General features: G+C 59.3%; 18 protein-coding genes. 6 read left to right on the top strand and 12 right to left on the bottom strand.

Going from position 1 to position 22,835, the window contains the following annotated elements:
- The first annotated feature begins 14 nt into the window (after positions 1–14).
- On the top strand, positions 15–2,867 hold the full coding sequence (uvrA, locus tag ACNA0I_RS15725) for an excinuclease ABC subunit UvrA (RefSeq protein WP_415806931.1): 2,853 nt from the start codon (positions 15–17) through the stop codon (positions 2,865–2,867).
- Positions 2,868–2,924: 57 nt separating this feature from the next.
- Here uvrA and ACNA0I_RS15720 read toward each other — a convergent pair whose 3' ends face one another.
- The 3 genes from ACNA0I_RS15720 to ACNA0I_RS15710 are packed head-to-tail and all read right to left on the bottom strand — an operon-like array spanning position 2,925 to position 5,765.
- The gene (locus tag ACNA0I_RS15720; RefSeq protein ID WP_415806930.1) at positions 2,925–4,049 is read right to left on the bottom strand and encodes a deoxyguanosinetriphosphate triphosphohydrolase; all 1,125 of its coding nucleotides are present in this window, start codon (positions 4,047–4,049) and stop codon (positions 2,925–2,927) included.
- A gap of 22 nt (positions 4,050–4,071) precedes the next feature.
- Positions 4,072–5,148 (bottom strand): 3-dehydroquinate synthase, encoded by a 1,077-nt coding sequence (aroB, locus tag ACNA0I_RS15715; protein WP_415806929.1) that lies wholly within the window; start codon positions 5,146–5,148, stop codon positions 4,072–4,074.
- Positions 5,145–5,765 (bottom strand): shikimate kinase, encoded by a 621-nt coding sequence (locus ACNA0I_RS15710; RefSeq protein ID WP_415806928.1) that lies wholly within the window; start codon positions 5,763–5,765, stop codon positions 5,145–5,147. Before ACNA0I_RS15710 ends, aroB begins: the two co-directional genes overlap by 4 nt.
- A gap of 114 nt (positions 5,766–5,879) precedes the next feature.
- On the opposite strand from ACNA0I_RS15710, the gene ACNA0I_RS15705 reads away from it, so the two are divergent.
- On the top strand, positions 5,880–8,339 hold the full coding sequence (locus ACNA0I_RS15705) for a penicillin-binding protein 1A (protein ID WP_415806927.1): 2,460 nt from the start codon (positions 5,880–5,882) through the stop codon (positions 8,337–8,339).
- Positions 8,340–8,376: 37 nt separating this feature from the next.
- On the opposite strand, the gene cyaY is transcribed toward ACNA0I_RS15705, so the two are convergent.
- Complete coding sequence (gene cyaY / locus ACNA0I_RS15700) at positions 8,377–8,706, bottom strand: iron donor protein CyaY (RefSeq protein WP_415806926.1); 330 nt, start codon at positions 8,704–8,706, stop codon at positions 8,377–8,379.
- Positions 8,707–8,746: 40 nt separating this feature from the next.
- On the opposite strand from cyaY, the gene lptM reads away from it, so the two are divergent.
- A complete protein-coding gene (gene lptM / locus ACNA0I_RS15695; RefSeq protein ID WP_415806925.1) occupies positions 8,747–8,938 on the top strand; it encodes an LPS translocon maturation chaperone LptM in 192 nt (63 codons plus the stop codon).
- Complete coding sequence (gene lysA / locus ACNA0I_RS15690; protein WP_415806924.1) at positions 8,935–10,227, top strand: diaminopimelate decarboxylase; 1,293 nt, start codon at positions 8,935–8,937, stop codon at positions 10,225–10,227. The genes lptM and lysA overlap by 4 nt, the downstream gene beginning before the upstream one ends.
- A 188-nt stretch (positions 10,228–10,415) precedes the next feature.
- Here the strand turns inward: lysA and ACNA0I_RS15685 are convergent, their stop codons facing one another.
- From ACNA0I_RS15685 to ACNA0I_RS15650, 8 genes are all read right to left on the bottom strand, one after another.
- Positions 10,416–11,045, bottom strand: a complete 630-nt coding sequence (locus ACNA0I_RS15685; RefSeq protein ID WP_415806923.1) for a response regulator transcription factor — start codon at positions 11,043–11,045, stop codon at positions 10,416–10,418.
- Positions 11,042–12,115, bottom strand: a complete 1,074-nt coding sequence (locus ACNA0I_RS15680) for a sensor histidine kinase (RefSeq protein ID WP_415806922.1) — start codon at positions 12,113–12,115, stop codon at positions 11,042–11,044. The genes ACNA0I_RS15685 and ACNA0I_RS15680 overlap by 4 nt, the downstream gene beginning before the upstream one ends.
- A gap of 62 nt (positions 12,116–12,177) precedes the next feature.
- Positions 12,178–12,906, bottom strand: a complete 729-nt coding sequence (locus ACNA0I_RS15675) for an MgtC/SapB family protein (RefSeq protein WP_415806921.1) — start codon at positions 12,904–12,906, stop codon at positions 12,178–12,180.
- Between the two features lie 17 nt (positions 12,907–12,923).
- On the bottom strand, positions 12,924–15,719 hold the full coding sequence (gene mgtA, locus ACNA0I_RS15670) for a magnesium-translocating P-type ATPase (RefSeq protein ID WP_415806920.1): 2,796 nt from the start codon (positions 15,717–15,719) through the stop codon (positions 12,924–12,926).
- A 94-nt stretch (positions 15,720–15,813) separates the two neighbouring features.
- Positions 15,814–16,125, bottom strand: a complete 312-nt coding sequence (locus ACNA0I_RS15665) for a hypothetical protein (protein WP_415806919.1) — start codon at positions 16,123–16,125, stop codon at positions 15,814–15,816.
- Positions 16,126–16,525: 400 nt separating this feature from the next.
- Positions 16,526–17,866 carry a c-type cytochrome biogenesis protein CcsB gene (gene ccsB, locus ACNA0I_RS15660; RefSeq protein ID WP_415806918.1) on the bottom strand — a complete coding sequence of 447 codons (1,341 nt, stop codon included), beginning with the start codon at positions 17,864–17,866 and terminating at the stop codon, positions 16,526–16,528.
- 9 nt (positions 17,867–17,875) lie between these two features.
- Positions 17,876–19,963, bottom strand: a complete 2,088-nt coding sequence (locus ACNA0I_RS15655; protein ID WP_415806917.1) for a cytochrome c biogenesis protein ResB — start codon at positions 19,961–19,963, stop codon at positions 17,876–17,878.
- A 121-nt stretch (positions 19,964–20,084) separates the two neighbouring features.
- A complete protein-coding gene (locus ACNA0I_RS15650; protein WP_415806916.1) occupies positions 20,085–20,783 on the bottom strand; it encodes a c-type cytochrome in 699 nt (232 codons plus the stop codon).
- A gap of 282 nt (positions 20,784–21,065) precedes the next feature.
- On the opposite strand from ACNA0I_RS15650, the gene yihA reads away from it, so the two are divergent.
- On the top strand, positions 21,066–21,689 hold the full coding sequence (gene yihA, locus ACNA0I_RS15645) for a ribosome biogenesis GTP-binding protein YihA/YsxC (protein WP_415806915.1): 624 nt from the start codon (positions 21,066–21,068) through the stop codon (positions 21,687–21,689).
- Complete coding sequence (gene hemB / locus ACNA0I_RS15640; protein ID WP_415806914.1) at positions 21,686–22,699, top strand: porphobilinogen synthase; 1,014 nt, start codon at positions 21,686–21,688, stop codon at positions 22,697–22,699. Before yihA ends, hemB begins: the two co-directional genes overlap by 4 nt.
- Positions 22,700–22,835 lie beyond the last annotated feature (136 nt).

The following is a 22,835-nucleotide window of genomic DNA, read 5'->3' as shown; positions in this document are numbered from 1 at the left end:
GCTGAATCTGCCCGATGAACGCGATACGCATCCGGGGTGCTCGCACCCACAACCTCAAAAACGTCTCGCTGGACCTGCCTCGCCACAAGCTCGTGGTGGTAACAGGGCTGTCTGGCTCGGGCAAATCATCGCTGGCTTTTGACACCTTGTACGCCGAGGGGCAGCGCCGCTACGTGGAAAGCCTGTCGGCCTATGCCCGGCAGTTCCTGCAATTGATGGATAAACCCGATGTCGATCTGATCGAGGGCCTGTCCCCGGCGATTTCCATCGAGCAAAAAGCCGCGGGCCATAACCCTCGCTCGACCGTTGGCACCATTACCGAGATTCATGACTACCTGCGTCTGCTGTATGCGCGGGTAGGCACCCCCTACTGCCCGGATCACGGCCTGCCGTTGCAGGCGCAGAGTGTGAGCCAAATGGTGGATGCCGTCCTGGCCTGGCCCGATGAAACGCGTCTTGCCGTCCTGGCGCCGATTGCCCGGGCACGTAAAGGCAGCTTCGAGGACGAGTGCGCCAGCCTGCAAGCCCAAGGCTATGTGCGGCTGCGCGTGGACGGACAAATGCAGGAAATCAGCGAGATGGCGCCGCTGAAGAAAAACGAAAAACACGACATCGATGTGGTGATCGACCGGCTGCGCATTCGGTCCGAAAGCAAACAACGGCTGGCAGAAAGCTTCGAAACCGCCATGCAGCTGGCCGACGGCCGTACGGTGGCGCTGGATATGGACAGTGGCCGCGAACAGGTATTTTCCAGCCGCTATGCCTGTCCCGTATGCAGCCACAGCCTGCCCGAACTGGAGCCGCGCCTGTTCAGCTTCAACAATCCGATGGGCGCCTGCCCTTCCTGTGACGGCATTGGGCAAGTCGGTTTTTTTGATCCCAAGCGCGTAGTGGCATTTCCCGAGCTCAGTCTCACGGCAGGTGCGGTGCGCGGCTGGGACCGCCGCAATGCGTTTACGCATTCGCTGTTGACGAGTCTGGCGGCGCATTATGAGTTCGACATCGAAACGCCTTTCGAAGAACTGCCGGAGGACGTGCGCCACAAGGTTCTGTACGGCTCGGGCGAAGAAGAAATCGCCTTTCTCTACCTGAATGAAAAAGGCCGCAGCACGGTCAAACGGCACGCGTTCGAAGGCATCATCCCCAACCTGGAACGCCGTTGGCGCGAAACTGATTCACCCACAGTGCGCGAGGAGCTCGGCAAGTATCGCAATATCAAGACCTGCCCCGATTGCGGCGGCTCGCGTTTGCGCGCCGAAGCGCGCCACGTGCTGATCGGCACCGATCCGCGAGGAGGCGAACGCCACGGCCAGGCGATATATGAAGTCGAGGCGATGCCGCTATCGGATTGCCTGGCTTGGTTCCGCGCGCTGACATTGACGGGCGCCAAGCAGGAAATCGCGCAACGCATTGTGCGCGAGATCGAGGCGCGGCTGAGTTTTCTGAACAACGTGGGGCTGAATTATCTGTCGCTGGACCGCAGCGCCGATACGATCTCTGGTGGTGAGGCGCAGCGTATCCGTCTGGCGAGCCAGATCGGCTCGGGTTTGACGGGGGTGATGTATGTGCTCGACGAGCCCTCTATCGGTCTGCATCAGCGCGACAACGATCGCCTGATCGGCACACTGCAGCACTTGCGCGATCTAGGCAATAGCGTCATCGTCGTCGAACACGATGAGGACATGATCCGCTTGGCCGACTGGGTTGTGGATATGGGCCCGGGCGCAGGTGAACATGGTGGCCAAGTGGTAGCGCAGGGTACGCCCGAAACAGTCCAGGCAGACCCTGCCTCGCTTACCGGCCAGTATCTGAGCGGCACACGTGCGATCGAAATTCCCAAACGGCGTCCGATCAACGATGAGCAGCCATGGCTGGTGCTCGAAGGCGCCAGCGGCAACAACCTCAAAACCGTCGATCTGCGTATTCCTGCTGGCCGTCTGGTTTGCGTGACGGGTGTATCAGGGTCCGGCAAATCCACCCTGGTCAACGACACACTGGCAGTGGCGGTATCGCGCCAATTGCATCACGCGCAAAGCGAACCCGCGCCCTATGTGTCTCTCACCGGGCTGGAGCATTTCGACAAGATCATCAGCGTCGATCAAAGTCCCATCGGCCGCACGCCTCGCAGCAACCCCGCCACGTATACGGGGCTGTTCACGCCGATCCGTGAATTGTTTGCGGGCGTACCGGAAGCACGCACGCGTGGCTATGATCCCGGACGCTTCAGTTTTAACGTCAAGGGCGGACGTTGCGAGGCCTGCCAGGGCGATGGCGTGGTCAAAGTCGAAATGCACTTTCTGCCGGACATGTACGTGCCCTGCGATGTGTGTCATGGCAAACGCTATAACCGCGAAACCCTGGAAATCCGTTACCGGGGCCGCAATATCAGCGAGGTCCTGGATCTGACGGTCGCCCAGGCGCTGGAATATTTTGAGTCCGTGCCCGCCATCGCCCGCAAACTCCACACGCTGATGGACGTGGGACTGTCATACATTCGCCTGGGACAAAGCGCGACAACGCTATCGGGCGGGGAAGCGCAACGGGTCAAGCTTTCGCTGGAACTGTCTCGCCGCAGTACCGGACGCACGCTTTATATCCTGGACGAACCCACCACCGGCCTGCATTTCCGCGATATCGAGATGCTGCTGCAGGTATTGAATCAACTGGTCGACAGCGGCAATACCGTGCTGATCATCGAGCACAATCTGGACGTGATCAAAACCGCCGATTGGCTGGTCGATATGGGCCCCGAGGGGGGCGATGGCGGCGGCATGGTTGTTGCCACCGGCACGCCAGAAGACGTCGCGGCCAATCCGAACAGCCATACCGGGCACTATCTCGGACGCGTACTGCAACGTGGCAAGTAATTCCGGCACAGAGTTGCCGATGTCCTTCGCGGACATCGGCCGCGCTCTGGCCGACGATCAACGCATGTCAAACAAGCGCCGGTGCTCGCGGATCGCGTAGCGGTCCGTCATACCGGCAATGTAGTCGGCAATAGCGCGCGCCTGGTGCGGTTCATCGCGCCGATGATCGGGCGGCAGCAAACGCGGGTCAGACAAAAATGCCTCAAATAGCTCTCGAACGATGCGGCGCGCTTTTGTGGTCATGCGCATCACACGATAGTGGCGATACAGGTTATCGAACAGAAAGCGCTTGAGTTCATCAGCCTCGCGGCGCACCTCATCGGAAAACCCCGCCAAGGGCGGCGACCGGCGCACCGCATCGCTATCGATTGGAGCCGTGTCGGCGATGCGAGCCAATGAGGTTGCCGTCAAATCGACGATCAGCGTGTTGATCATGCGACGCACGGTCTCGGCAATGGCACGGCGCGAGGCCAATTGCGGATAACGTTCGACCACCTCTCGATGATGACGCGCAAAGATGGTCACGTCTTGCATCTGTTCGATCGTGATCAGCCCCGAGCGCAAACCATCGTCGATGTCGTGATTGTTGTAAGCAATCTCGTCGGCCAAATTCGCTAACTGCGCCTCCAGCGACGGCTGAGTACGATTCAGAAACCGCTCGCCCACATCGCCTAATTGGCGAGCGTGCACCACGGAGCAATGCTTCAAGATACCTTCGCGCGTTTCGAAGCAGAGATTCAGGCCGCTGAAGTCTGCGTAACGTTCCTCGAGTTCATCGACAACGCGCAGGCTCTGCAGATTGTGTTCAAAGCCGCCTGCCTGCGGCGCCAGTTCACGCATGCAGGCATTCAGTTCATCCTGCCCGGCGTGGCCGAATGGCGTATGGCCCAGGTCATGCGCCAACGCAATCGCTTCGGTCAGATCTTCGGAGAGCCGCAAGCTGCGCGCCAGCGTACGTGCAATCTGCGCGACTTCCAGGCTATGCGTCAGGCGCGTCCGAAAAAGATCGCCCTCATGATTCACGAAGACCTGCGTCTTGTATTCGAGACGACGAAAGGCCGTGCAATGAATGATGCGATCGCGATCGCGTTGGAACTCAGTCCGATTCTGTGGCGGCGACTCGGCGTGTCGCCGCCCTCGTGTCGCTAAAGGGTCAGATGCGTAGCAGGCCAATTCGGTCATCGTGAGCATCCTCCCTGGGGATTTACTGGACGGTGCGAGCCAGTACGCGGTGCACGGCCTCCAGCGGCGCCGTCTGCGTGATGGCTTGACCAATACTGGGCATCAGCACAAAGCGTATCTCGCCGCCTTCGGTCTTTTTATCGACCTGCATCAACGCGAGCCATCGGTCGGCCCCCAGATCCGGCGCCACCACAGGGCAGCCAATGGCCTGCACCAGATCTCGCACACGCGCCACGTCCGCCTGCGGGAAACCGGCCACCTCGGCCGATAACTCGGCTGCCTGCACCATGCCACAGCCTACGGCTTCGCCATGGAGCCATTCACCGTATCCCAGGCCGGACTCGATGGCATGGCCAAAGGTATGGCCCAGATTCAGAATGGCACGCAGACCGGATTCGCGCTCGTCCTTGCCGACAACGTGCGCCTTTAGCTCGCAAGAGCGGCGAATCGCATAGGCCAGCGCCGCGGGATCCAGAGCACGCAGGGCGGCTGCGTTGTCCTCACACCAACGCCAAAACTCGGCATCCAGAATCAAGCCGTATTTGATGACCTCGGCCAAACCCGCCGATACCTCGCGCGCGGGCAACGTGGCCAAAACGTCCGTGTCGATCTCGACCGCGATCGGCTGATAAAAAGCGCCGATCATGTTCTTGCCCAGGGGATGATTGACCGCGGTCTTGCCGCCGACCGACGAATCGACTTGCGCCAACAAGGTCGTAGGCACCTGAAGAAAGCGAATCCCACGCATATACACGGCCGCGGCAAAGCCCGTCATGTCGCCAATCACACCGCCGCCCAAAGCTACCAGCACGGCACGGCGATCCAGGCGATGCGTCAACAACGCATCGAAAATCAGATTCAATGTCTGCCAGTCTTTGTGCGCCTCGCCGTCCGGCAGTTCGATGCGCAACACACGGCGGCCCGTGCGCGCCAACGCCGCCTCCACACGTTCGCCATACAAGGCGGACACGGTGGGATTGGTCACGATGGCAATCGCTGTGGCATCGGCAGGAATGGACTGATCCAGCACATCCAGCCGGCCCGGCCCGATATGAATGGGATAGCGTCCGCCGGGGGTATCGACATCAACAACGGTCATAAATTCTTCTCGTAGGCTTGCAGCAAGGGCAGTATCGATTTCACCAACTGGGATACCGGCATCGTACCGGTATCAATCACCAAATCGGCCACGTCTTCGTATAACGGCGCACGTTTGACCATCAGATCACGCAGGGTGCCGCGCGGGTCGGCATTGGCCAGCAACGGGCGATTGCGATCGCGGCTGGTGCGCCGGAACAACTCGTCGAGGCTGGCGCGCAAATATATGACCACGCCGCGCTCGCTCAGCATGCGGCGGTTGTCGGCCGCCAGAATGGCCCCGCCGCCTGTCGCCAGGACAATACCGCGCCGGCTAGAGCAATGATCCAGCGCCGCCGCTTCGCGCTTGCGAAACCCGTCTTCGCCTTCGATCTCAAAGATGATCGGCACCCGTACCCCGCAACGGGCTTCGAGCTCATGGTCCAGATCGATGAATTCGCGTCCTAGCGCCCGGGCCAGTCCTCGGCCAATAGTCGTCTTGCCCGCCCCCATCATCCCCACGAGAAAGATGGGCAGATCGTGCGGCAAGCTCGTGCAAGGGCCGGTTTCTGCGGCGGCGCAGACGTTCTCGGCTGGTTCCGCGCCGGCGGCGGATGCTATATTGGCAGGGACGTTCATGCTGGCATTATCCCATTGCCAGCCGGTTGCTCGCTTACCACACTGAACGAATTTGTTACAGAAACCCAGTAACGGCCATCAAGCGGCGCCCCTGTTACCCGTAAAATCGCCGCGATGAGCAAGTCGCAAAACTCCTCCAAAAAAGCCCCTCCCCCAAAAAGCGGATCGCCTATTTTGCGTTTTTTCGTGAAATTGGGCATCTTCTGTGGCGGCATCGCCCTGTGCGGGATCCTGCTGGGCGGGATGGCGCTGGCGTTGGCATGGCCCAACCTGCCAGACCTGCACGCCATGACCGACTACCGGCCACGTGTACCACTGCGCATTTACACCAACGATCATGTCCTGATCGGCGAATTTGGCGAAGAACGCCGCAATGTGCTGCGTTTTGATGAAATTCCCGATGTCATGAAATCCGCGGTGCTAGCCGCCGAGGATGACCGGTTTTACGAGCATGGCGGTATCGACTGGATGGGCGTGGCCCGTGCCGGCCTGACGAACTTGGTCAGCATGTCCAAGTCACAGGGTGCCAGTACCATCACCATGCAGGTAGCGCGTAATTTCTATCTATCCTCGGAAAAGACGTATTCGCGCAAGTTTTACGAACTGCTACTGACGTTCAAGATCGAATCCGAGCTCACCAAGAATCAGATTCTTGAGCTCTACATGAACCAGATCTATCTCGGCCATCGGGCTTATGGCTTTGCCGCCGCATCGCGCACGTATTTCGGCAAGCCCCTGTCCGAGGTGACGGCAGCCGAGGCGGCCATGCTTGCCGGCATCCCGAAAGCCCCGTCGCGTTTCAATCCCATCGCCAATTTCAAGCGCTCGGAAATCCGGCAGCACTACGTATTGGGCCGCATGCACTCGCTGGGCTATCTGACCGACGCCGAGTACCAGCAGGCCAAGTCGCAGCAAATCGTGATGAAGGCTGCCGAAGGCACGCCCGCTGGCGGCTATGCCATCCACGGTGAATATGTGGCCGAGCTTGCACGTCAATTGCTTTACGGCGTGTACCAGGACGAGCTGTATTCGCGCGGGATCAACATCTACACGACGGTCAGCTCAAAAGACCAAGAGGCGGCGTACAACGCCGTACGCGACGGTGTCCTGCAATACACGCGCCGAGCCGTGTATCCAGGCCCCGAAGAACAACTCCAGATGCCCGACGGTATCGAGAACGATGCGCAGGCGCTGGACGATTTTCTGGACACGGCATTCGAAAAATACCCCGACAGCGGCGACCTGCTGACCGGCGTCATTCTGTCTGCCAGTCCTACCGAAATCAAGGTCATGCGCAGTGCCAGCGAGATCATCTCCATCACCGACAAAAAAGTCCTGAACGTCGTAGCGCGGTCGCTGAGCGCCAAAGCGCCCGAAGACAAACGCCTCAAGCGCGGCTCGGTCGTGTATATCCACAAGTTCGGCGATGGCTGGGAAGTCATCAATATGCCGGCGGTACAGGCCGCTTTTGTGGCGCTGTCGCCCCAGGACGGCGCAATTCGCGCCATGGTTGGCGGGTTTGATTTCTATCGCGGCAAATTCAATCGTGTCACGCAGGCGTGGCGCCAGCCGGGCTCAAATATCAAGCCCTTCGTCTACGCCGCCTCGCTGGAGCGCGGCTTGACGCCCGCGACGCAGATTTCTGATCAGCCGTTCCAATTGACCGCGGCGCAGACCGGCTCCAAGCCCTGGAACCCGAAGAACTACGGGAACACCTACGAGCCCATGCTGACGATGCGCCAGGGCCTGTATAAATCCAAGAACATGGTGTCGATCCGTATCCTGCAAGCTATCGGGCCGCAGTACGCACAGGACTACCTGACGCGTTTTGGCTTTGACAAGGCGCGCCAGCCGGCCGTTTTGCCGCTGGCGCTGGGCGCAGGTTCGGTGACCCCCCTGCAACTGGCGGGCGCTTTTGCCGTCTTTGCCAACGGCGGCTACCGCATCGCACCGTATTTGATCGAACGGGTGACCGACAGCAGCGGTAAAGTCCTCATGCAATCCAAGCCCATCGTGGCGGGCGATGAAGCAGCACGCGCGATTGATCCACGTACCGCCTTCGTCATGGATGACATGTTGCGCGGCGTGGCGACCAGCGGCACAGCGGCTCGTGCGCGCGCCATGCTCAAGCGTTCGGATATTGCCGGCAAGACCGGCACCACCAACGAATCGGTCGATGCCTGGTTCTCGGGCTATACCCCGTCACTGGTAGCGACGGCCTGGATGGGCTTCGATCAACCGAAATCGCTGGGCTCGCGCGAAACGGGCGGCGGTATCTCCATGCCTATCTGGGTGGAATACATGAGCGAAGCACTCAAGGGCGTGCCCGAGCAGAAAACGCGCCAACGCCCCGAGGGACTGATCGTGGATCGCGGCGAGTATTACTTCTCGGAATTCCCACCAGGCCAGGCCGTTGCGCGACTAGGCTTGTCTGAGCCCGCCCCGGTGGAAACGGACCAATTGGGCGACTTCTTGAACAATCTGACAGGAGGCAGAGACAACAGCATCCGTGTCTCGCCCAACATGAGTTCCGGCCAACAGGCCATGCCCTGGACAGAGAAGATTCCTTTCTGACGCCCGGGACGGTCGCTGGCCGGCCGTGCTGTGGCGGCTACAGACGGACGGCCACCGGAATCCCGGCCGCCTCGGAACAAATCTGGGACAGGGCGTCGGGCAATTGCGGGCCGCCGCGCGTGTTGATCCAGTTTCCACCCTCGTAGCGGTAATGAAATCCGCCGCTACGAGCAGCGACCCAGATCTCTTGCATCGCCGCCTGGCTATTGACGACGACGTGGGTGCCGTCCTCGAAAACCAGCGTCAGCACATTACCGCTGCGGCTGGTCTCGATATCGACATCCTGCGACGCCGCCCAGTCGTCTGCCTGACTTTCGATACTGTTGAGCACTTGGTCAACCAACGCAAGGAATTCGGTTTCAGTCATAATCGAGCCTGCAAGAATTACGGAGTTTCGAGTGTCCCACATGGCACATGGCCGCATGGTCTTACGCATTGTAGCCACGCTCGTCGCAGTCAGCCTGACCGCGGCCTGCGGCTTCAAGGGTCCCCTTTATCTGCCGCCGGAGCCGGCGCAGGACGAAGCGCCACCCCCACCCCAAACGCAGACCCAGCCGTCCGAGCGAAACAATACCTCTCCAGCTACCTCACCTCCATGACTTCCCTTTCAGCGCAGTCCGGCTTGGCCGGGCATCCGCATTTCCACTATCAGGACGGCGTTCTGCACGCCGAAAACGTCTCTCTAGCCGCTCTGGCCAGCCAATTCGGCACGCCGCTGTATGTATATTCGCGTGCGGCACTGGGCCAGGCCTGGCGTTCGTATCGCGACGCCATCGGCGATCGCCCGGTACTCGTTTGCTACGGCATGAAGGCCAATTCCAATTTGGCTGTCCTGAAAGAATTTGCGCGATTGGGCTCGGGGTTTGACATCGTGTCGGGCGGCGAGCTAAAGCGCGTCCTGGCCGCGGGCGGCGATCCCGCAAAAGTCGTGTTTTCCGGCGTGGGCAAACAGGCCTGGGAAATGCGCGCCGCGCTCGAAGCCGACGTCAAATGCTTTAACGTCGAATCGCAGGCGGAATTGCAATGCCTGTCGGATGTCGCGCAGTCCATAGGGCGGCGTGCCCGGGTATCGCTGCGCGTCAATCCTGACGTGGACGCGCAGACCCATCCCTACATTTCTACTGGCCTCAAAGAAAACAAATTCGGCATTGCGATCGAGTCGGCGCTGGACGCGTATCGCACGGCAGCCGCCCTGCCCGGCCTCGAAGTCGTAGGGGTGGATTGCCATATCGGCTCGCAACTCACCGATATCAGTCCGTATTTTGATGCGCTGGAAAAACTGCTGGATCTGATCCAGAAATTGGACGCTGCGGGCATTTCCATCAAGCATCTGGACCTGGGCGGTGGCCTGGGTATTCGCTATACCGACGAAATCCCGCCGTCCCCCAAGGCACTCCTGGATCAGGTATTCGAGCGCCTGCAGGCGCGCGGCCTCGCTCATTTGCATCTGGTCCTGGAGCCGGGCCGTTCGCTGGTAGGCAACGCAGGCGTGCTTTTGACCACGGTTCAGTATCTGAAACATGCGCCGGCGCGCAATTTCGCTATCGTGGATGCTGCCATGAACGATCTGCTGCGCCCGGCCCTGTACGACGCCTATCATGGGGTACAGCCCGTCGTGCCGCGCGACGGCCAGGCCGATGAGTACGACATTGTCGGCCCCGTCTGCGAGAGCGCAGACTGGCTGGCTCGCCAACGACGATTGGCCCTGCAGGCAGGCGACGTACTGGCGCTGGAGTCCGCCGGCGCCTACGCCATGGTCATGGCCAGCAACTACAACACGCGCGCTCGCGCCGCCGAAATCATGGTCGATGGCGATCAGTACCATGTCGTGCGTCAACGCGAAACACTGGACGATCTGCTGCGCGGCGAATCCATGCTGCCTGACTAGGGCACCCTACCGTCGTAGTGATCAGGCCGCCCCATGCTGAATGGGGCGGTTTTGTTTTGGGTCATTCCGGCGGTCTACGCCACAGAAGCCTGCACACGCCAATACCTGGCGCGCCGACACTCTGAATCCCTCGCTGCCTCATTTTCTAGCCATGACAGACGGCGAACGACACTGAGACGACTTGGGCACTACATGCCGAGTTTCTCAGAGATTCTCACCAGCTCCGCCAATGAATTTGCCTGCATCTTGCGCATGGCGTGTCCTCGACGAACCTTCACGGTAATCTCGCTGAGCGCCAATCGTGACGCGATTTGTTTGTTTAACAGCCCCTGCACGACCAAGCGCATGACGTCCTGCTCCCCGACGGTGAGGGAACTCCATCTAGCCTGCAATTCGGCAAGAGAAGCAGCACGCTTGCGTCGTTCGCGGTCCTCTTCAATACCCTGATGAATCGCATCGAGCAAACTCTGATCCCTGAACGGCTTGGTCAGAAACTCGATGGCGCCGCTCTTCATCGCTTGCACACCCATTGCGATGTCGCCGTGCCCAGTGATGAATACTACGGGCAGTGCAATCCCCAATTCGATCATTTGCCGATGAAAATCCATGCCGCTTTGCCCGGGCATACGGACATCCAGCACAAGGCATGCCGGCGCATCCTCCACCGTGTGCGCCAGAAACGCCTTGGTCGAGTCAAACGTCACCGCCCTCAGCCCGACCGAGGCCAGTAAGTCCTCGAGCGCGGCACGAACAGAACTATCATCGTCAACGATATAGACGACAGCGTTATCCGATGCCGATACCGAACCCGTTGTCATGCACGTCCCTCCTGCAAAATCGTAGGCACACTGAATCGGAACACCGCGCCACCGTGTTCATTGGATTCCGCCCATAGCTGTCCGCCATTGGATTCGATGATCGCCCTGCTGATGCTCAGGCCGACGCCGATACCTTCCTCTTTTGTCGTCCAAAATGCTTCGAACATATGTTCGTACACATCCGGCGAAATTCCGACACCGGAATCGAATACAGAAAGCACAATCATGTGATCCTTGGCTACTGAACTGACCCGCATCACACGGGCCTGTGTTGATATCTCGGCCATGGCTTCGACGGCATTCAATACCAGATTGCCAATGACTTGCTGTATTTGGATTCGATCAGCCAATGCGTACGCGAGACCGGGGTCGAGTTCTGTTGTCAGGGCAATGTTATTGCGTACGATCTCAGCGTTTGACAACGCCAATACATCCAGAACGGCCTCGTTGAACTCGAACTCACGCTTATGAGGCGGCTCTCCTCTGGTGAGGCTGCGCACCCGCGCGATAATGCTGCTGGCCCGTCCCGCATCGTTCAGTATGCGCTCGAGTGCGGAACGCGCCTTCTCGAGGTTCGGTGGCGTTTGTGCCAGCCAGCGTTGGCAGGCATTGCCGCTGGCGACGATCGCAGCAAGCGGCTGATTGACCTCGTGCGCGATAGAGGTTGTCAGCCCCTCCAGGCTTTTGACGCGCGAGATGCGCATCAATTGCGCTTGGGCATCATGAGCCGCCATCCTGGCAGCTTCCATTTTCAGAATCAGGTACGTAGTCATGAGGATCGCCGCGATACTGATGCCGGTATTGATCAGGCCGGCGCGAAAATCCCCATGCGGGGTGATTGCGACACTGAGCAGCGTCACGCCAACGCAGATCGCGCAGAGTACAACCAGGCCCCGCCGGCTCAAAACGTGCGCCGCCGTCACGATCACCACCGCATAGAACACGGCTGCAGCCACCTCATAGCTCGTGCCAGTATCCACCACAAAGATGGCCACCATGGCAACGACGATCAAGGCAAGTTTCAGTATAAACGGGCTGCGCAATGAGGAGCGTTTTCGAGATGACGACATGGCATTACCTATGTGGTACTTGGCGATAGTACGCCTGTTTTACGGTACCGACGAGGTATAGCTCAGCTGTCATCGCTCGCGTTCCAAAAGGCTTGTCGGACCCCGGGCAAGCCCTCCGCTTTTTGCACAGCGTCATCGAGTTCCTGAGCCTGGACAGCAGTCGCGTACAGCGTGAACTCAATCTCGACCTCGTCTGCGCCAAATGGATGATCATCAATCTGGCGAGGAGGATAGCTGGCGTCCTCCAGGATCTCGACCATATTGCCCCGGACCTCGGATTGCTGATCGCGCGAACAGATCGCATAGACCACGTAAGTCGCCTCGCCAGCCTCTTCACGAAACGGGCGGCGATTAATCTGATTCGCCACGGGACGCAGCAACGTATTGCTCGCCAGTACAAACAACGCGGCCAGAATGGCTTCGCCCAACAGTCCCGCGCCGGCGCAAGCACCCACCGCGCCCGCTCCCCACAAGGTCGCGGCGGTATTCAAACCAGTAATACTGGCCCCTTCCTTCATGATGGCGCCAGCACCGAGAAAACCCATACCCGAAACGACGTAGGCGACTACCGTGATCGTGGTCTGTGTCCCGCCGTTTATCTCGAACAACCGGGCACCGAGCGAGACGAATATAGCGGCGCCGACTGCTACCAGCGTATTGGTGCGCAGTCCTGCGGTGCGCTGACGCCACTGCCGTTCCAGACCGATCAATGCACCGAGAATAAAAGCGGCGGTCAGGTTCACAAGCGTCATGGACAACGCGTGCAGACTACTGAAATGAATGGCGTTCATCACTTTTCCATGTCCTGTCACTGCCAACCGAATCGACGGATATAGAGTTTTTTCATCATCGTCGTCAGCATCGCGTAGCTCAGCAGAATGCCTGCTAGCCACGGGAAATAACTCAATGGCAATGCCTGCAACCCGAAATAATCCGCCAACGGGCTCATCGGTAACAACACCCCGATGGCCATGATGAACATCGTCATGAGCATTAACGGCCAAGCGGCTCGGCTTTGAATAAACGGCAACTTCGGCGTGCGGATCATGTGGACAATCAATGTCTGTGTGAGCAGGCCAACCACGAACCAGCCAGATTGGAACAAGCTCTGATCCGCCACTGTGTTCGCACTGAAGACATGCCACATGATCACATAGGTCATGATGTCGAAAATCGAACTGATCGGCCCAAAGAAAATCATAAAGCGCCCGATGTCGGCAGGATTCCATTTCAACGGCTTCGCCACTAATTCCTGGTCCACATCGTCGAACGGGATCGCGATCTGCGAGATGTCATACAGCAGGTTCTGCACCAGCAATTGCAGCGGCAGCATGGGCAGAAACGGCAGGAACGCACTGCCCACCAGTACGGAAAACACATTGCCGAAGTTCGAACTGGCTGTCATACGAATGTACTTGAGCATATTGCTGAAGGTCTTGCGGCCTTCCACAACCCCCTCCTCGAGAATCATCAAGCTCTTTTCCAGCAAAATGATGTCGGCAGCCTCTTTGGCGATATCCACTCCCGAGTCCACCGAAATGCCGATGTCCGCCCTCCGTAATGCTGGAGCATCGTTGATGCCGTCACCCATAAAACCAACCACGTGGCCATTGCCGCGCAGCGTGCGCACAATGCGCTCCTTATCCTGCGGCGTGAGGCGGGCGAACAGTGAATAGGACTCGACCGCCTGCGCCAAGGCTTCGTCACTCATTTTTTCGATCTGAGATCCCAACAGATAACGCTCTTGCTCCAGACCCACCTGCCGGCATACGTGCGCCGCGATACGTTCGCTGTCGCCGGTCAACACTTTGACCTGGACCCCACGTTCTGCCAGTGCGCGCAGTGCAGGCCTGGTGGACTCCTTCGGCGGGTCGAGAAAGGCGATATAGCCAATCAACGTCAGCCCAGCCTCATCGGCAATTGAATATACGGATTGCGAGATGGGCAACGCCTTCGCTGCTACCGCGACGACCCGAAGACCTTGCCTGCCCAACTCATATGTGACCATACGTACACGGCTGAGCAATTCCTCATCGAGCGGTACATGTTGAGGCCCGTGAGCGGTCTCAACGCGAATCTGATCGCAGATGGACAGCATTTCCTCGACGGCGCCCTTGCAAATCAACTCGTGATGATCATCGCGCGCCGAGACCACCACGGACATGCGCCGCCGCTGGAAATCGAACGGGATTTCATCGACCTTGCGATAATCCTGCACCACGCGCAGCTCTCGTTGTAACTCAACGTGCTCGAGCACCGCGCGATCCAGCAGATTCTTCAAGCCGGTCTGGTAATAACTATTGAGATAGGCATATCGCAACACCTCGTCGCAAGGGGCGCCGAACGCATCGGTGTGTCGCTCCAAAGCGATCTTGTCTTGCGTGAGCGTCCCGGTTTTGTCGGTGCATAGTACGTCCATGGCGCCGAAATTCTGGATCGCGTCCAAACGTTTGACGATAACCTTCTTGCGCGACATCTTGACTGCGCCCTTGGCCAACGTCGACGTCACGATCATCGGCAGCATCTCGGGCGTGAGCCCCACCGCCACCGAGAGCGCAAACAAGGCCGCCTCTACCCAATCGCCCTTGGTAAAGCCATTGATGAACAAAACGATCGGCACCATTACCAACGCAAACCGTATCAGCAACCAGCTCACGCCATTCACGCCAGCCTCGAACGCCGTCGGCGTTCGGTCTGTGGCAGCGAGGCGCGCAGAAAGCCCACCGAAATAGGTGCGATTTCCGGTCTCGATGACCAACGCCGTTGCCGAGCCCGACACGACGTTCGTTCCCATGAAAACCAGGTTGGGGGCATCGAATATCGTCTCGAAGGGCTGAGCAACCTCTGCGAATTTCTCAACGGGCAGCGACTCTCCTGTCATCGAGGCCTGAGCGATGAACAGTTCCTTGGCCGTCAACAGGCGGCAATCCGCAGGGACCATGTCCCCCGCAGAAAGCGTGATGTGGTCACCTGGCACGAGATCCCGAATCGGCAGTTCGATCGGCCTGACGGCACGGCGTCCATGTCCATTCGCACTCACGCATTGCCTCTTGGTGTCGATATTCTGATCGTCAGCCGCCTGACGCCGAATTACCGTGACGGTATTGCTCACCATGGCGTTGAGTCGTTCGGCAGCACGGTTGGACCGGCCTTCCTGTACATATCGAATCAACGTGCTGAGCGCCACCATCGTCCCGATCACAGCAGTAGCCTTCAGATCATCCGTCACAAAGGAAACACTTGCCAACACGGTCAACAGCAGATTGAATGGATTCTTGTAGCAGAGCCAAAGATGCCACCACCACGGCAACGGTTTCTCGTGCGTCACCTCATTCGTGCCAAAACGGCCGCGACGATCATCGGCTTCGGCCGCCGTCAATCCGTCTGCATGAGACGACACGCGAATGATCGCGGCGGCCACATCATCGGACGCAATACGCCGCATGCTGCGAGACACACTCGCGGCAACGGCCTGCACGCTATTGCCTGCGCCCGCCTTGCGCCCGGTGTCATAGAGAAATTGACGCTTGAAATGGCGGTTCGCACGTCGCTGTTTGAGAAACCCGCTGAATAGATTTTTCAGCATGTTATCGATGATGTTCATCATATTTTCCGTAGTTCGAATGTGCGTTGCTGCGAGAACGGGAATACGTTTGTTCCAGGCACACGTCTCCGCGGCCGCGTCATCGCCCCTCCAGTCATCGAAGCAGAAACAGTGGCGATGCCGATTGCGTGTAGAGCGAATCGGGCACATGCCGTCCATCGATCTCGCGCCAACGGCGGCGAGCAGCGCGGGACAGGTGACATGACACCGCAGCGTGATCCCGCGCGGGCAGCATAGACAGCGCGTCTGCGATAACACGGCCGGAGAGATCAGAGAGCGCCCGCGCAAAAGCACGCTCGCCATGAGAGACCAACAGAGCGTGCAGAGCAGCGGGACGATGGGATGCGACGGCGGCGCGCAATGCGCGCTGGAAGGCGTCGTTGGGGCGGGGGTGTCGAAACAGCATGAGATCCTCCTTGGCATGCAGCCGCAGAGGCATCTCACGCGTTCAGGTGAGCGCGAGCCTCGGCGCTGCTATCCGATTTGGCGTTGTGTTCATAAGCTTGTTGGGCAGGGTGCCGGGCGCGTACAAGCGCCTGCTTGGGTCGGGATCCATATACTTCCTCCTGCGGACATAACGGCATGCGACACATGTCGCGATAGGCATTTCCAGCCTTCTTACCGTCGTGCCGATTCGACTCGACGACAGGACGAATTTTCCCATCATCGATTTATCGTTGCCAGCAGGCAATGGGATTTCTACGATATACCAACGTATATCTCTGCTTGGCCTCGCGACCTATCGCGACGAGGCATCGTTCTCATTGTCTCAAGCAGAGCCAGCGCGCACTCACTGGCTGGGGGGGTCACAGCTCACCGTACGAATGCAGGCCCGACAAGAACATATTCACGCCTAGAAAGGCAAAACCGGTAATCAACAGGCCCACCAGTGCCCAATACGCCGCGAGGTGGCCCCGCAGGCCTTTCATCAAGCGCATATGCAACCAGGCGGCGTAGTTCAACCAGACGATCAGCGCCCAGGTTTCCTTAGGATCCCATTGCCAATAAGCGCCCCATGCATCCGCGGCCCACAACGCCCCCAAAATCGTCGCCACCGTAAAGAACGCAAAACCGATCGCGATGGCGCGATACATGATGTCGTCCAGCACTTCCAGCGACGGCAAGGCCTGTGCAATACGGCGCCGCCCTAGCAGAATACCGCCGACGATCACGGCGCCCACGCCAAAATAAATCATCCACGTAGCCGACAAACCATCGGTGCGAAACACCATCGGTTCCGCGCACAGCAACACGCCCAACACAAACAAAGGCGCCAATTTGGCCCACGACGTCGTCGTGCCATGCTGCTTCACCAGGTAGGCAAAGCCCACCATGGCGGCCAACGAAAAGGTGCCGTAACCAATGAAGTTGGCCGGCACATGCAATTTCATCCACCAGCTCTTGAGCGCGGGCACCAGGGGCTGAATCTGGCCAGCATCACGCGTAAAGGCGTACCAAAGCAAAAACACGGTCGCCGACGAAATCACCAGCAACACAAAGCCGCCTAACGCACGCGTCGCGTATTTGCGTTCGTAATACAGATAAAACAGCGCAGTAATCAATGAAAACAGTACGAAAACCTCGTACAGATTGCTCACCGGGATGTGGCCCAGATCGGGCCCCATCAAATGACCTTCGCGCCAGCGGACCAGCAAACCCGTCAGGCCTGCAAACACCGCGCCCCACGTCAGCGCAGTACCCAACCACGCAGCGGTCGGGCTCAAAATGCCGATCCAATAGCAGATCGTAGCCAGGATGAACAGCGCGCTCATCCACAAGATGGCCGATTGCGATGAGAACAGATACTTCAGGAAAAACACCTGCTCCGCGCGGGCCAGATCCTGCTGATAAAGCAGCAAAGCGAATCCAGCCGCGAGGGCACAAGCGATCATTAAACGCCGCAACGGACGCCACAACCATCCCAGCCAGGTCAGCGCGAACACGGTGCCGCACAGGATGATTTTCTCGTAATAATCCATGGCGCTGCCATATGTGGTCAGCGCATAGCCAGCGCCCACCGCCAGCAGCAGAAAGAAAACAATATCGGTCCAGTCCGGTCTGCCGCGCAGCACGCGCGCATCACCGGTGGCGGACAAGGCCGGCTGCCACAAGGCATCGGCTGACTGGGAAGAAGTACTGACGGACATGGAAAAACCTCAAGACCTGTTGCGGCGCAACAACGCCTGTTTGAAGCGTTCGAACTCGTGATTGAAGTCGAGTGTACGCTTCTGCGACGTCATGGCGGCGTGAACATCACTGCCCGCACCATCGGCAGCGGGCTTTATCCATACCCACACACGCCGGTCACGGATATAAAACATCGAGAAGACACCCAGCACCAACAACAGGCAGCCAATATAGACGGCGGTCTTGCCCGGGGTTCGGCTGACCTGGAACACACTGGCCTGCACCTGCTTGAAATCGCTCAGCGTCAAGAAAACCGGTGCGGGATACACATTCAGATCGGACAACGCAGCCACTGCGAGGCGCGACCATTGCGCGGCCTGTTCAGCCTCGGAACCAGTCTCGGGTAGAACCGGCAGGCCCGCGCGCTCACGAGCCACGGCACGCAACTCCGCCATGGACACGCCGATCAAACGGATCACGACATCTGCCGCACGCTCCAGATCGGCTTGCGGTGTGTTGGCCTGCAAAAAGCCCGCAATGGCCTGCAGTCCACCAGTCGAAAACGTATCCAGAGCACGCTCGGCTGCCGTCTGCAGCGATGACCGCTCGGCGGCCGACGGGCTATTGCGCTCAGCAAAACGGCGAGCTGCCTCACGACGAGCCGCAGGGTCAGCCAAGGCGGCCCGTAACTGCATGAATTCAGCCATCGAGCTATCGGCGTCCGCCGGGATCCGTAAATAGCGGTAGTTTTCCGAGGCGTTGTTGCGCACACCCGCCAAAAAGACCGCCGCGCCATCCAGCTCGACCGGCAGCATGTAGTTCATGAACTCGTGCGCTTGCCCGGCCTGATCGATCAGGCGATATTCCACGCTGGGACCTACGTTGCGCAGATGCTCGTTTTTCTTGCCCGCTGCGCTGCCGGATACCGAAGCGACGTGCTCTCCCAACGTCATGGGTTTGCCGCTGGGCGTACCGCCGGTCAGGTCCTCGACATTGATCGGCCGCAGCGCGGTGATATCCACCTGCATCTCCCGGGCGCTGCCGTCACCGCTACGGGCGGTGATTTCGGCCGCCTTGCCCACCGTGCCATCGACCTCAAATGGCGTATTGCCAGCCCCGACCAAGGGGTAACCTTTGAGCTTCACGGTGCTGCCGCCATCATCAAAACTGGACTGATAAACCGTCACGCCCTTGTAGCGCAGCGGCTCATTGACCTCGATGGTGGAATCAAAAGTCTTGCCTGTATCGGGGTCAGTGACCTCGACCTCGCTGGCAAAGCGGCTGGGCATGCCGGTGGAGTAGTAGTCCACCAGGAATTTCTTGAGTTTGAGGGTAAACGGCAAAGGCTGTACCAGCGCACCATCACCCACCATCACCACTGCCGTGCTGGCCTGCCCGCCCTCTGGAATCAACACGCTCGCGCGAAAGCTGGGATTGGCCACCGAAAGCCGCCCGCTGGCCGGCACCTGCGAGATCAGCATGTTTTCGACAATGGGCTGCTTACCTGCCAGCATCACCTGCAAGCGCACCCCTAGCTCGCTGTCCAGCAGCCCGCCGATACAGATGATCACCATGGCGGAATGGGCGCAGATATATCCCAGGCGATTGGCGCTGCCTTTCTTGGCGGCCAACATGACACCATCGCCGTCGCGGCGCTCCCGTACGGCATAGCCTTGCTGGGTCAGCAGCCCCTTTACGCCCCCAGCAGCCTCATCCACTGCAGCCACATCACGGATCTCCACACGGTGAGGAAACGCCCGCAGACTGCTCGCACGCACATGCTCACGGAATGACCGTGCTTCGCGCAGCATCTTCGGTGTATTGCGAATCAAACATACCGAAGTTGAAACCACCAAAAAACCCATGATGGTCAGAAACCACCAACTGTTATACACGTGCCAGATCGAGAACTTATCGAACACTTCGAACCAGAAGGGCCCGAATTGATCGATGTACGTGTTCGATGGACGATTTTGCGCCAACACCGTACCCAGCAGGCTGGCAATACAGATGAACATCAACAGGCTCACCGCAAAGCGCATCGAACCGAGCAGTTCGAAGACATCGCGGGGCAGATTGCGAAGGGGATAGCGAGAGGGCTGGGTGCTTGAGTTCATGAAAAAAAGGGGAGCCGCATGACCGGCTTCCCCCTTATGGACAGCATCTCTGGAATCGGGTTCCAGAGATGCCTGTATTGCTGCGCAGACCGGCCGCGCGAGGATGGGCCAAGCGCGTAGCTTAGCGCAAGCCTGCGGCGTAATCCGACACCGCTTTGATATCGGCATCCGACATACGATCGGCAATGTCGTTCATCACGGCGTTGTTCGCCCGGTCTTTACTGCGGAAAAGCTTCAATTGTTCTTCGATATACGAAGGGAACTGTCCGGCCAGACGGGGGTATTGTCCCGGCAAACCAGCGCCATTTGCGGAGTGGCACGAGGCACAGGCAGGAACATTCCGATCCGGCAAGCCGCCACGCCAGATTTTTTCCCCATGGTCCACCAGATCTTTGTATCCCGCGGTCGCTGGCTGGGTCAGCGGCTGCTGCGCCAGATAAAGCGCCACGTTTTGCATGTCCTCGGGCGTGAGGTTTTGCGCCATCGCGGTCATCGGCGTGGGATTACCGCCCGCGCCGTTACGCGTCGGCTTGTCGGCACCCTGTTTGGTTTGAAAATCGGCGAGCTGTTTCGCCAGATATTCGTGAGGGTGTGCAGCCAAATTCGGGTTAGCAGGAATGCTGCTATTACCCCCTGGCCCGTGACAGGACGCACAGGCAACGATACCTCTGGAGGCATCACCTTGGTCATAAAGCTGGGCGCCTTTGGCGGCGTCCGGCTTGGCCGGTCCTGCCGCGCTCTCCGCGGCAATACTGGGAACTGCAAATACACCGAGCATCAGCCCGCTGGCTAGCAACATCCGGGACAGCACACGCATCATTGAATACCTCGACGATCGGACTGCGATCAAGGCGCCATCAAGCGCCTCATGCCTGCCCCATGCCGTGCCGGACCGAACATACATCCGCCCCGGAATTTCCATCTTTTTAACAGGCGGAAAGACCCGGCTAATGCAGGGGGTACCACTGCTGCAAACGCACGATTATACAATAGGGTTTTCAAGGGACGTCGGACCACCTCGTTCCTTGGCTCCCTCGCGAGGCGAGCAACGCTCTGCTCATGCCTCTTGGGCGCTCATAACCAACTATATCGGACTTCTCTCGTGTCCCTCCTCCACCGCGCCTCTTTCTTTATTTCGGCAGCCCGCCTCGACCAGCTGCCAGACCCCGGCGCGCCCGAGGTCTGTTTTGTCGGCCGCTCCAACGCGGGTAAATCTTCGGCCATCAATGTGCTGTGCAATCAACGTCGCCTGGCCTACTCCAGCAAGACACCTGGCCGCACGCGATTGATCAACCTGTTTGGCCTGCCCGATCCACTGGCGCCGGATGCGCCACTCGGCTTTCTCGTCGACTTGCCCGGCTACGGCTATGCCTCCGTCGCCTACAAAGAAAAAGAAAAATGGTCGGACATCCTGGGAGGATATCTGCGCGATCGTCCCTCCTTGGCCGGCATCGTGCTGTTGATCGATATTCGCCGTGGCGTCACCGAGCTTGATCGACGCCTGGCTGATTTCATTGCCCCCACGGGCCGGCCCGTGTTGGCCCTCTTGACCAAAGCCGACAAACTGCCCTACGGTCAGCGCCAGCGCGCTGTCTTCGCCGTGCGCAAACAGCTGGCCGACATCGGCGCGCTATACACCGTACCGTTCTCGGCAACCGAACGCATCGGCCTGGAAGAGGCCGCACAACACATCGAGAACTGGATATCACCGAAGGTAGTCCCATGACCCCCAAAATCATCACCCCTCCCTTCCCGACCTCGCGCCCACGCCGCCTGCGCCGTGACGACTTTACCCGTCGCCTGGTACGTGAAAACACCCTGACCGTCGACGACTTGATCTATCCCGTTTTCGTCGCCGAAGGCAAAGGCCTGCGCGAGCCCGTGGCCTCGCTGCCTGGCGTCGTGCGCTATTCGCCCGACACCTTGCTCACCGCAGCCGAAGAATGCGTAGAGCTCGGCATACCCGTGCTCTCGCTCTTTCCCGCCATCGACCCGGCACTGAAGACGCCCGACGGTATCGAAGCCACCAACCCCGACGGCCTGATTCCCCGCGTCGTCGCAGCGCTGAAACAGCGCTTCCCTGAATTGGGCATCCTGACCGATGTCGCTCTCGACCCCTACACGAGCCATGGCCAAGACGGCGTCATTGATGAAAACGGCTACGTCATCAACGAGCCCACCGTTGAGATCCTGATTCGCCAAGCGCTGGTCCAGGCCGACGCCGGCGTCGACATCGTCGCCCCCAGCGACATGATGGATGGCCGCATCGGCGCCATCCGCGAGGCCCTGGAATCCAAGCAGCACATCCATACCCGCATCATGGCGTACTCGGCCAAATACGCCAGCGCCTTCTATGGTCCCTTCCGCGACGCGGTAGGCTCGGCCAGCAATCTGGGCAAATCGAACAAGATGGCCTACCAAATGGATCCCGGCAACATCGACGAAGCCCTGCGCGAAGTCGCCGCCGACCTCCAGGAAGGCGCCGACATGGTCATGGTCAAACCGGGTATGCCCTATCTCGACGTAGTGCGCCGGGTCAAAGACGCGTTCCGCGTCCCGACCTTTGCCTACCAAGTCAGCGGCGAATACGCCATGATCAAAGCCGCCTCTGCCAATGGCTGGCTGGATCACGACAAAGTCATGATGGAAGCCCTGCTCGCCTTCAAGCGTGCAGGCGCCGACGGCATCCTGACTTACTTCGCCATCGACGCCGCCAAATTGCTGAAGCAGCAGTAATCCACCGGTCTTTTACAAACCGGTATGCGAACACGCCACGCGACGACGCCACGCATGTCACCACTGCGAGTCCCTGTCGTTCGCCTGCAAGCCGCACCGGGCCGTTGAGCCGCGATATAGCCCGCGCAGCGNGGCC

Origin of the sequence: Bordetella muralis, from assembly GCF_965139205.1 — a bacterium.
Lineage (GTDB): Bacteria > Pseudomonadota > Gammaproteobacteria > Burkholderiales > Burkholderiaceae_B > Bordetella_A > Bordetella_A muralis.
This window is presented reverse-complemented; position numbering and strand designations above follow the sequence as displayed.

Bases quoted from the DNA above. Each gene is read 5' to 3' on its own strand.
- aroB (WP_415806929.1), bottom strand. From the start codon at position 5,148: ATGACCGTTGTTGATGTCGATACCCCCGGCGGACGCTATCCCATTCAT.
- ACNA0I_RS15650 (WP_415806916.1), bottom strand. From the start codon at position 20,783: ATGATGCGTGTGCTGTCCCGGATGTTGCTAGCCAGCGGGCTGATGCTC.
- ACNA0I_RS15655 (WP_415806917.1), bottom strand. From the start codon at position 19,963: ATGAACTCAAGCACCCAGCCCTCTCGCTATCCCCTTCGCAATCTGCCC.
- ACNA0I_RS15680 (WP_415806922.1), bottom strand. From the start codon at position 12,115: ATGTCGTCATCTCGAAAACGCTCCTCATTGCGCAGCCCGTTTATACTG.
- lptM (WP_415806925.1), top strand. From the start codon at position 8,747: ATGGCACATGGCCGCATGGTCTTACGCATTGTAGCCACGCTCGTCGCA.
- uvrA (WP_415806931.1), top strand. From the start codon at position 15: ATGAACGCGATACGCATCCGGGGTGCTCGCACCCACAACCTCAAAAAC.
- ACNA0I_RS15665 (WP_415806919.1), bottom strand. From the start codon at position 16,125: ATGCTGTTTCGACACCCCCGCCCCAACGACGCCTTCCAGCGCGCATTG.
- ACNA0I_RS15705 (WP_415806927.1), top strand. From the start codon at position 5,880: ATGAGCAAGTCGCAAAACTCCTCCAAAAAAGCCCCTCCCCCAAAAAGC.
- ACNA0I_RS15720 (WP_415806930.1), bottom strand. From the start codon at position 4,049: ATGACCGAATTGGCCTGCTACGCATCTGACCCTTTAGCGACACGAGGG.
- cyaY (WP_415806926.1), bottom strand. From the start codon at position 8,706: ATGACTGAAACCGAATTCCTTGCGTTGGTTGACCAAGTGCTCAACAGT.
- ACNA0I_RS15710 (WP_415806928.1), bottom strand. From the start codon at position 5,765: ATGAACGTCCCTGCCAATATAGCATCCGCCGCCGGCGCGGAACCAGCC.
- mgtA (WP_415806920.1), bottom strand. From the start codon at position 15,719: ATGAACATCATCGATAACATGCTGAAAAATCTATTCAGCGGGTTTCTC.
- hemB (WP_415806914.1), top strand. From the start codon at position 21,686: ATGACCCCCAAAATCATCACCCCTCCCTTCCCGACCTCGCGCCCACGC.
- lysA (WP_415806924.1), top strand. From the start codon at position 8,935: ATGACTTCCCTTTCAGCGCAGTCCGGCTTGGCCGGGCATCCGCATTTC.
- ACNA0I_RS15685 (WP_415806923.1), bottom strand. From the start codon at position 11,045: ATGACAACGGGTTCGGTATCGGCATCGGATAACGCTGTCGTCTATATC.
- ACNA0I_RS15675 (WP_415806921.1), bottom strand. From the start codon at position 12,906: ATGAACGCCATTCATTTCAGTAGTCTGCACGCGTTGTCCATGACGCTT.
- ccsB (WP_415806918.1), bottom strand. From the start codon at position 17,866: ATGTCCGTCAGTACTTCTTCCCAGTCAGCCGATGCCTTGTGGCAGCCG.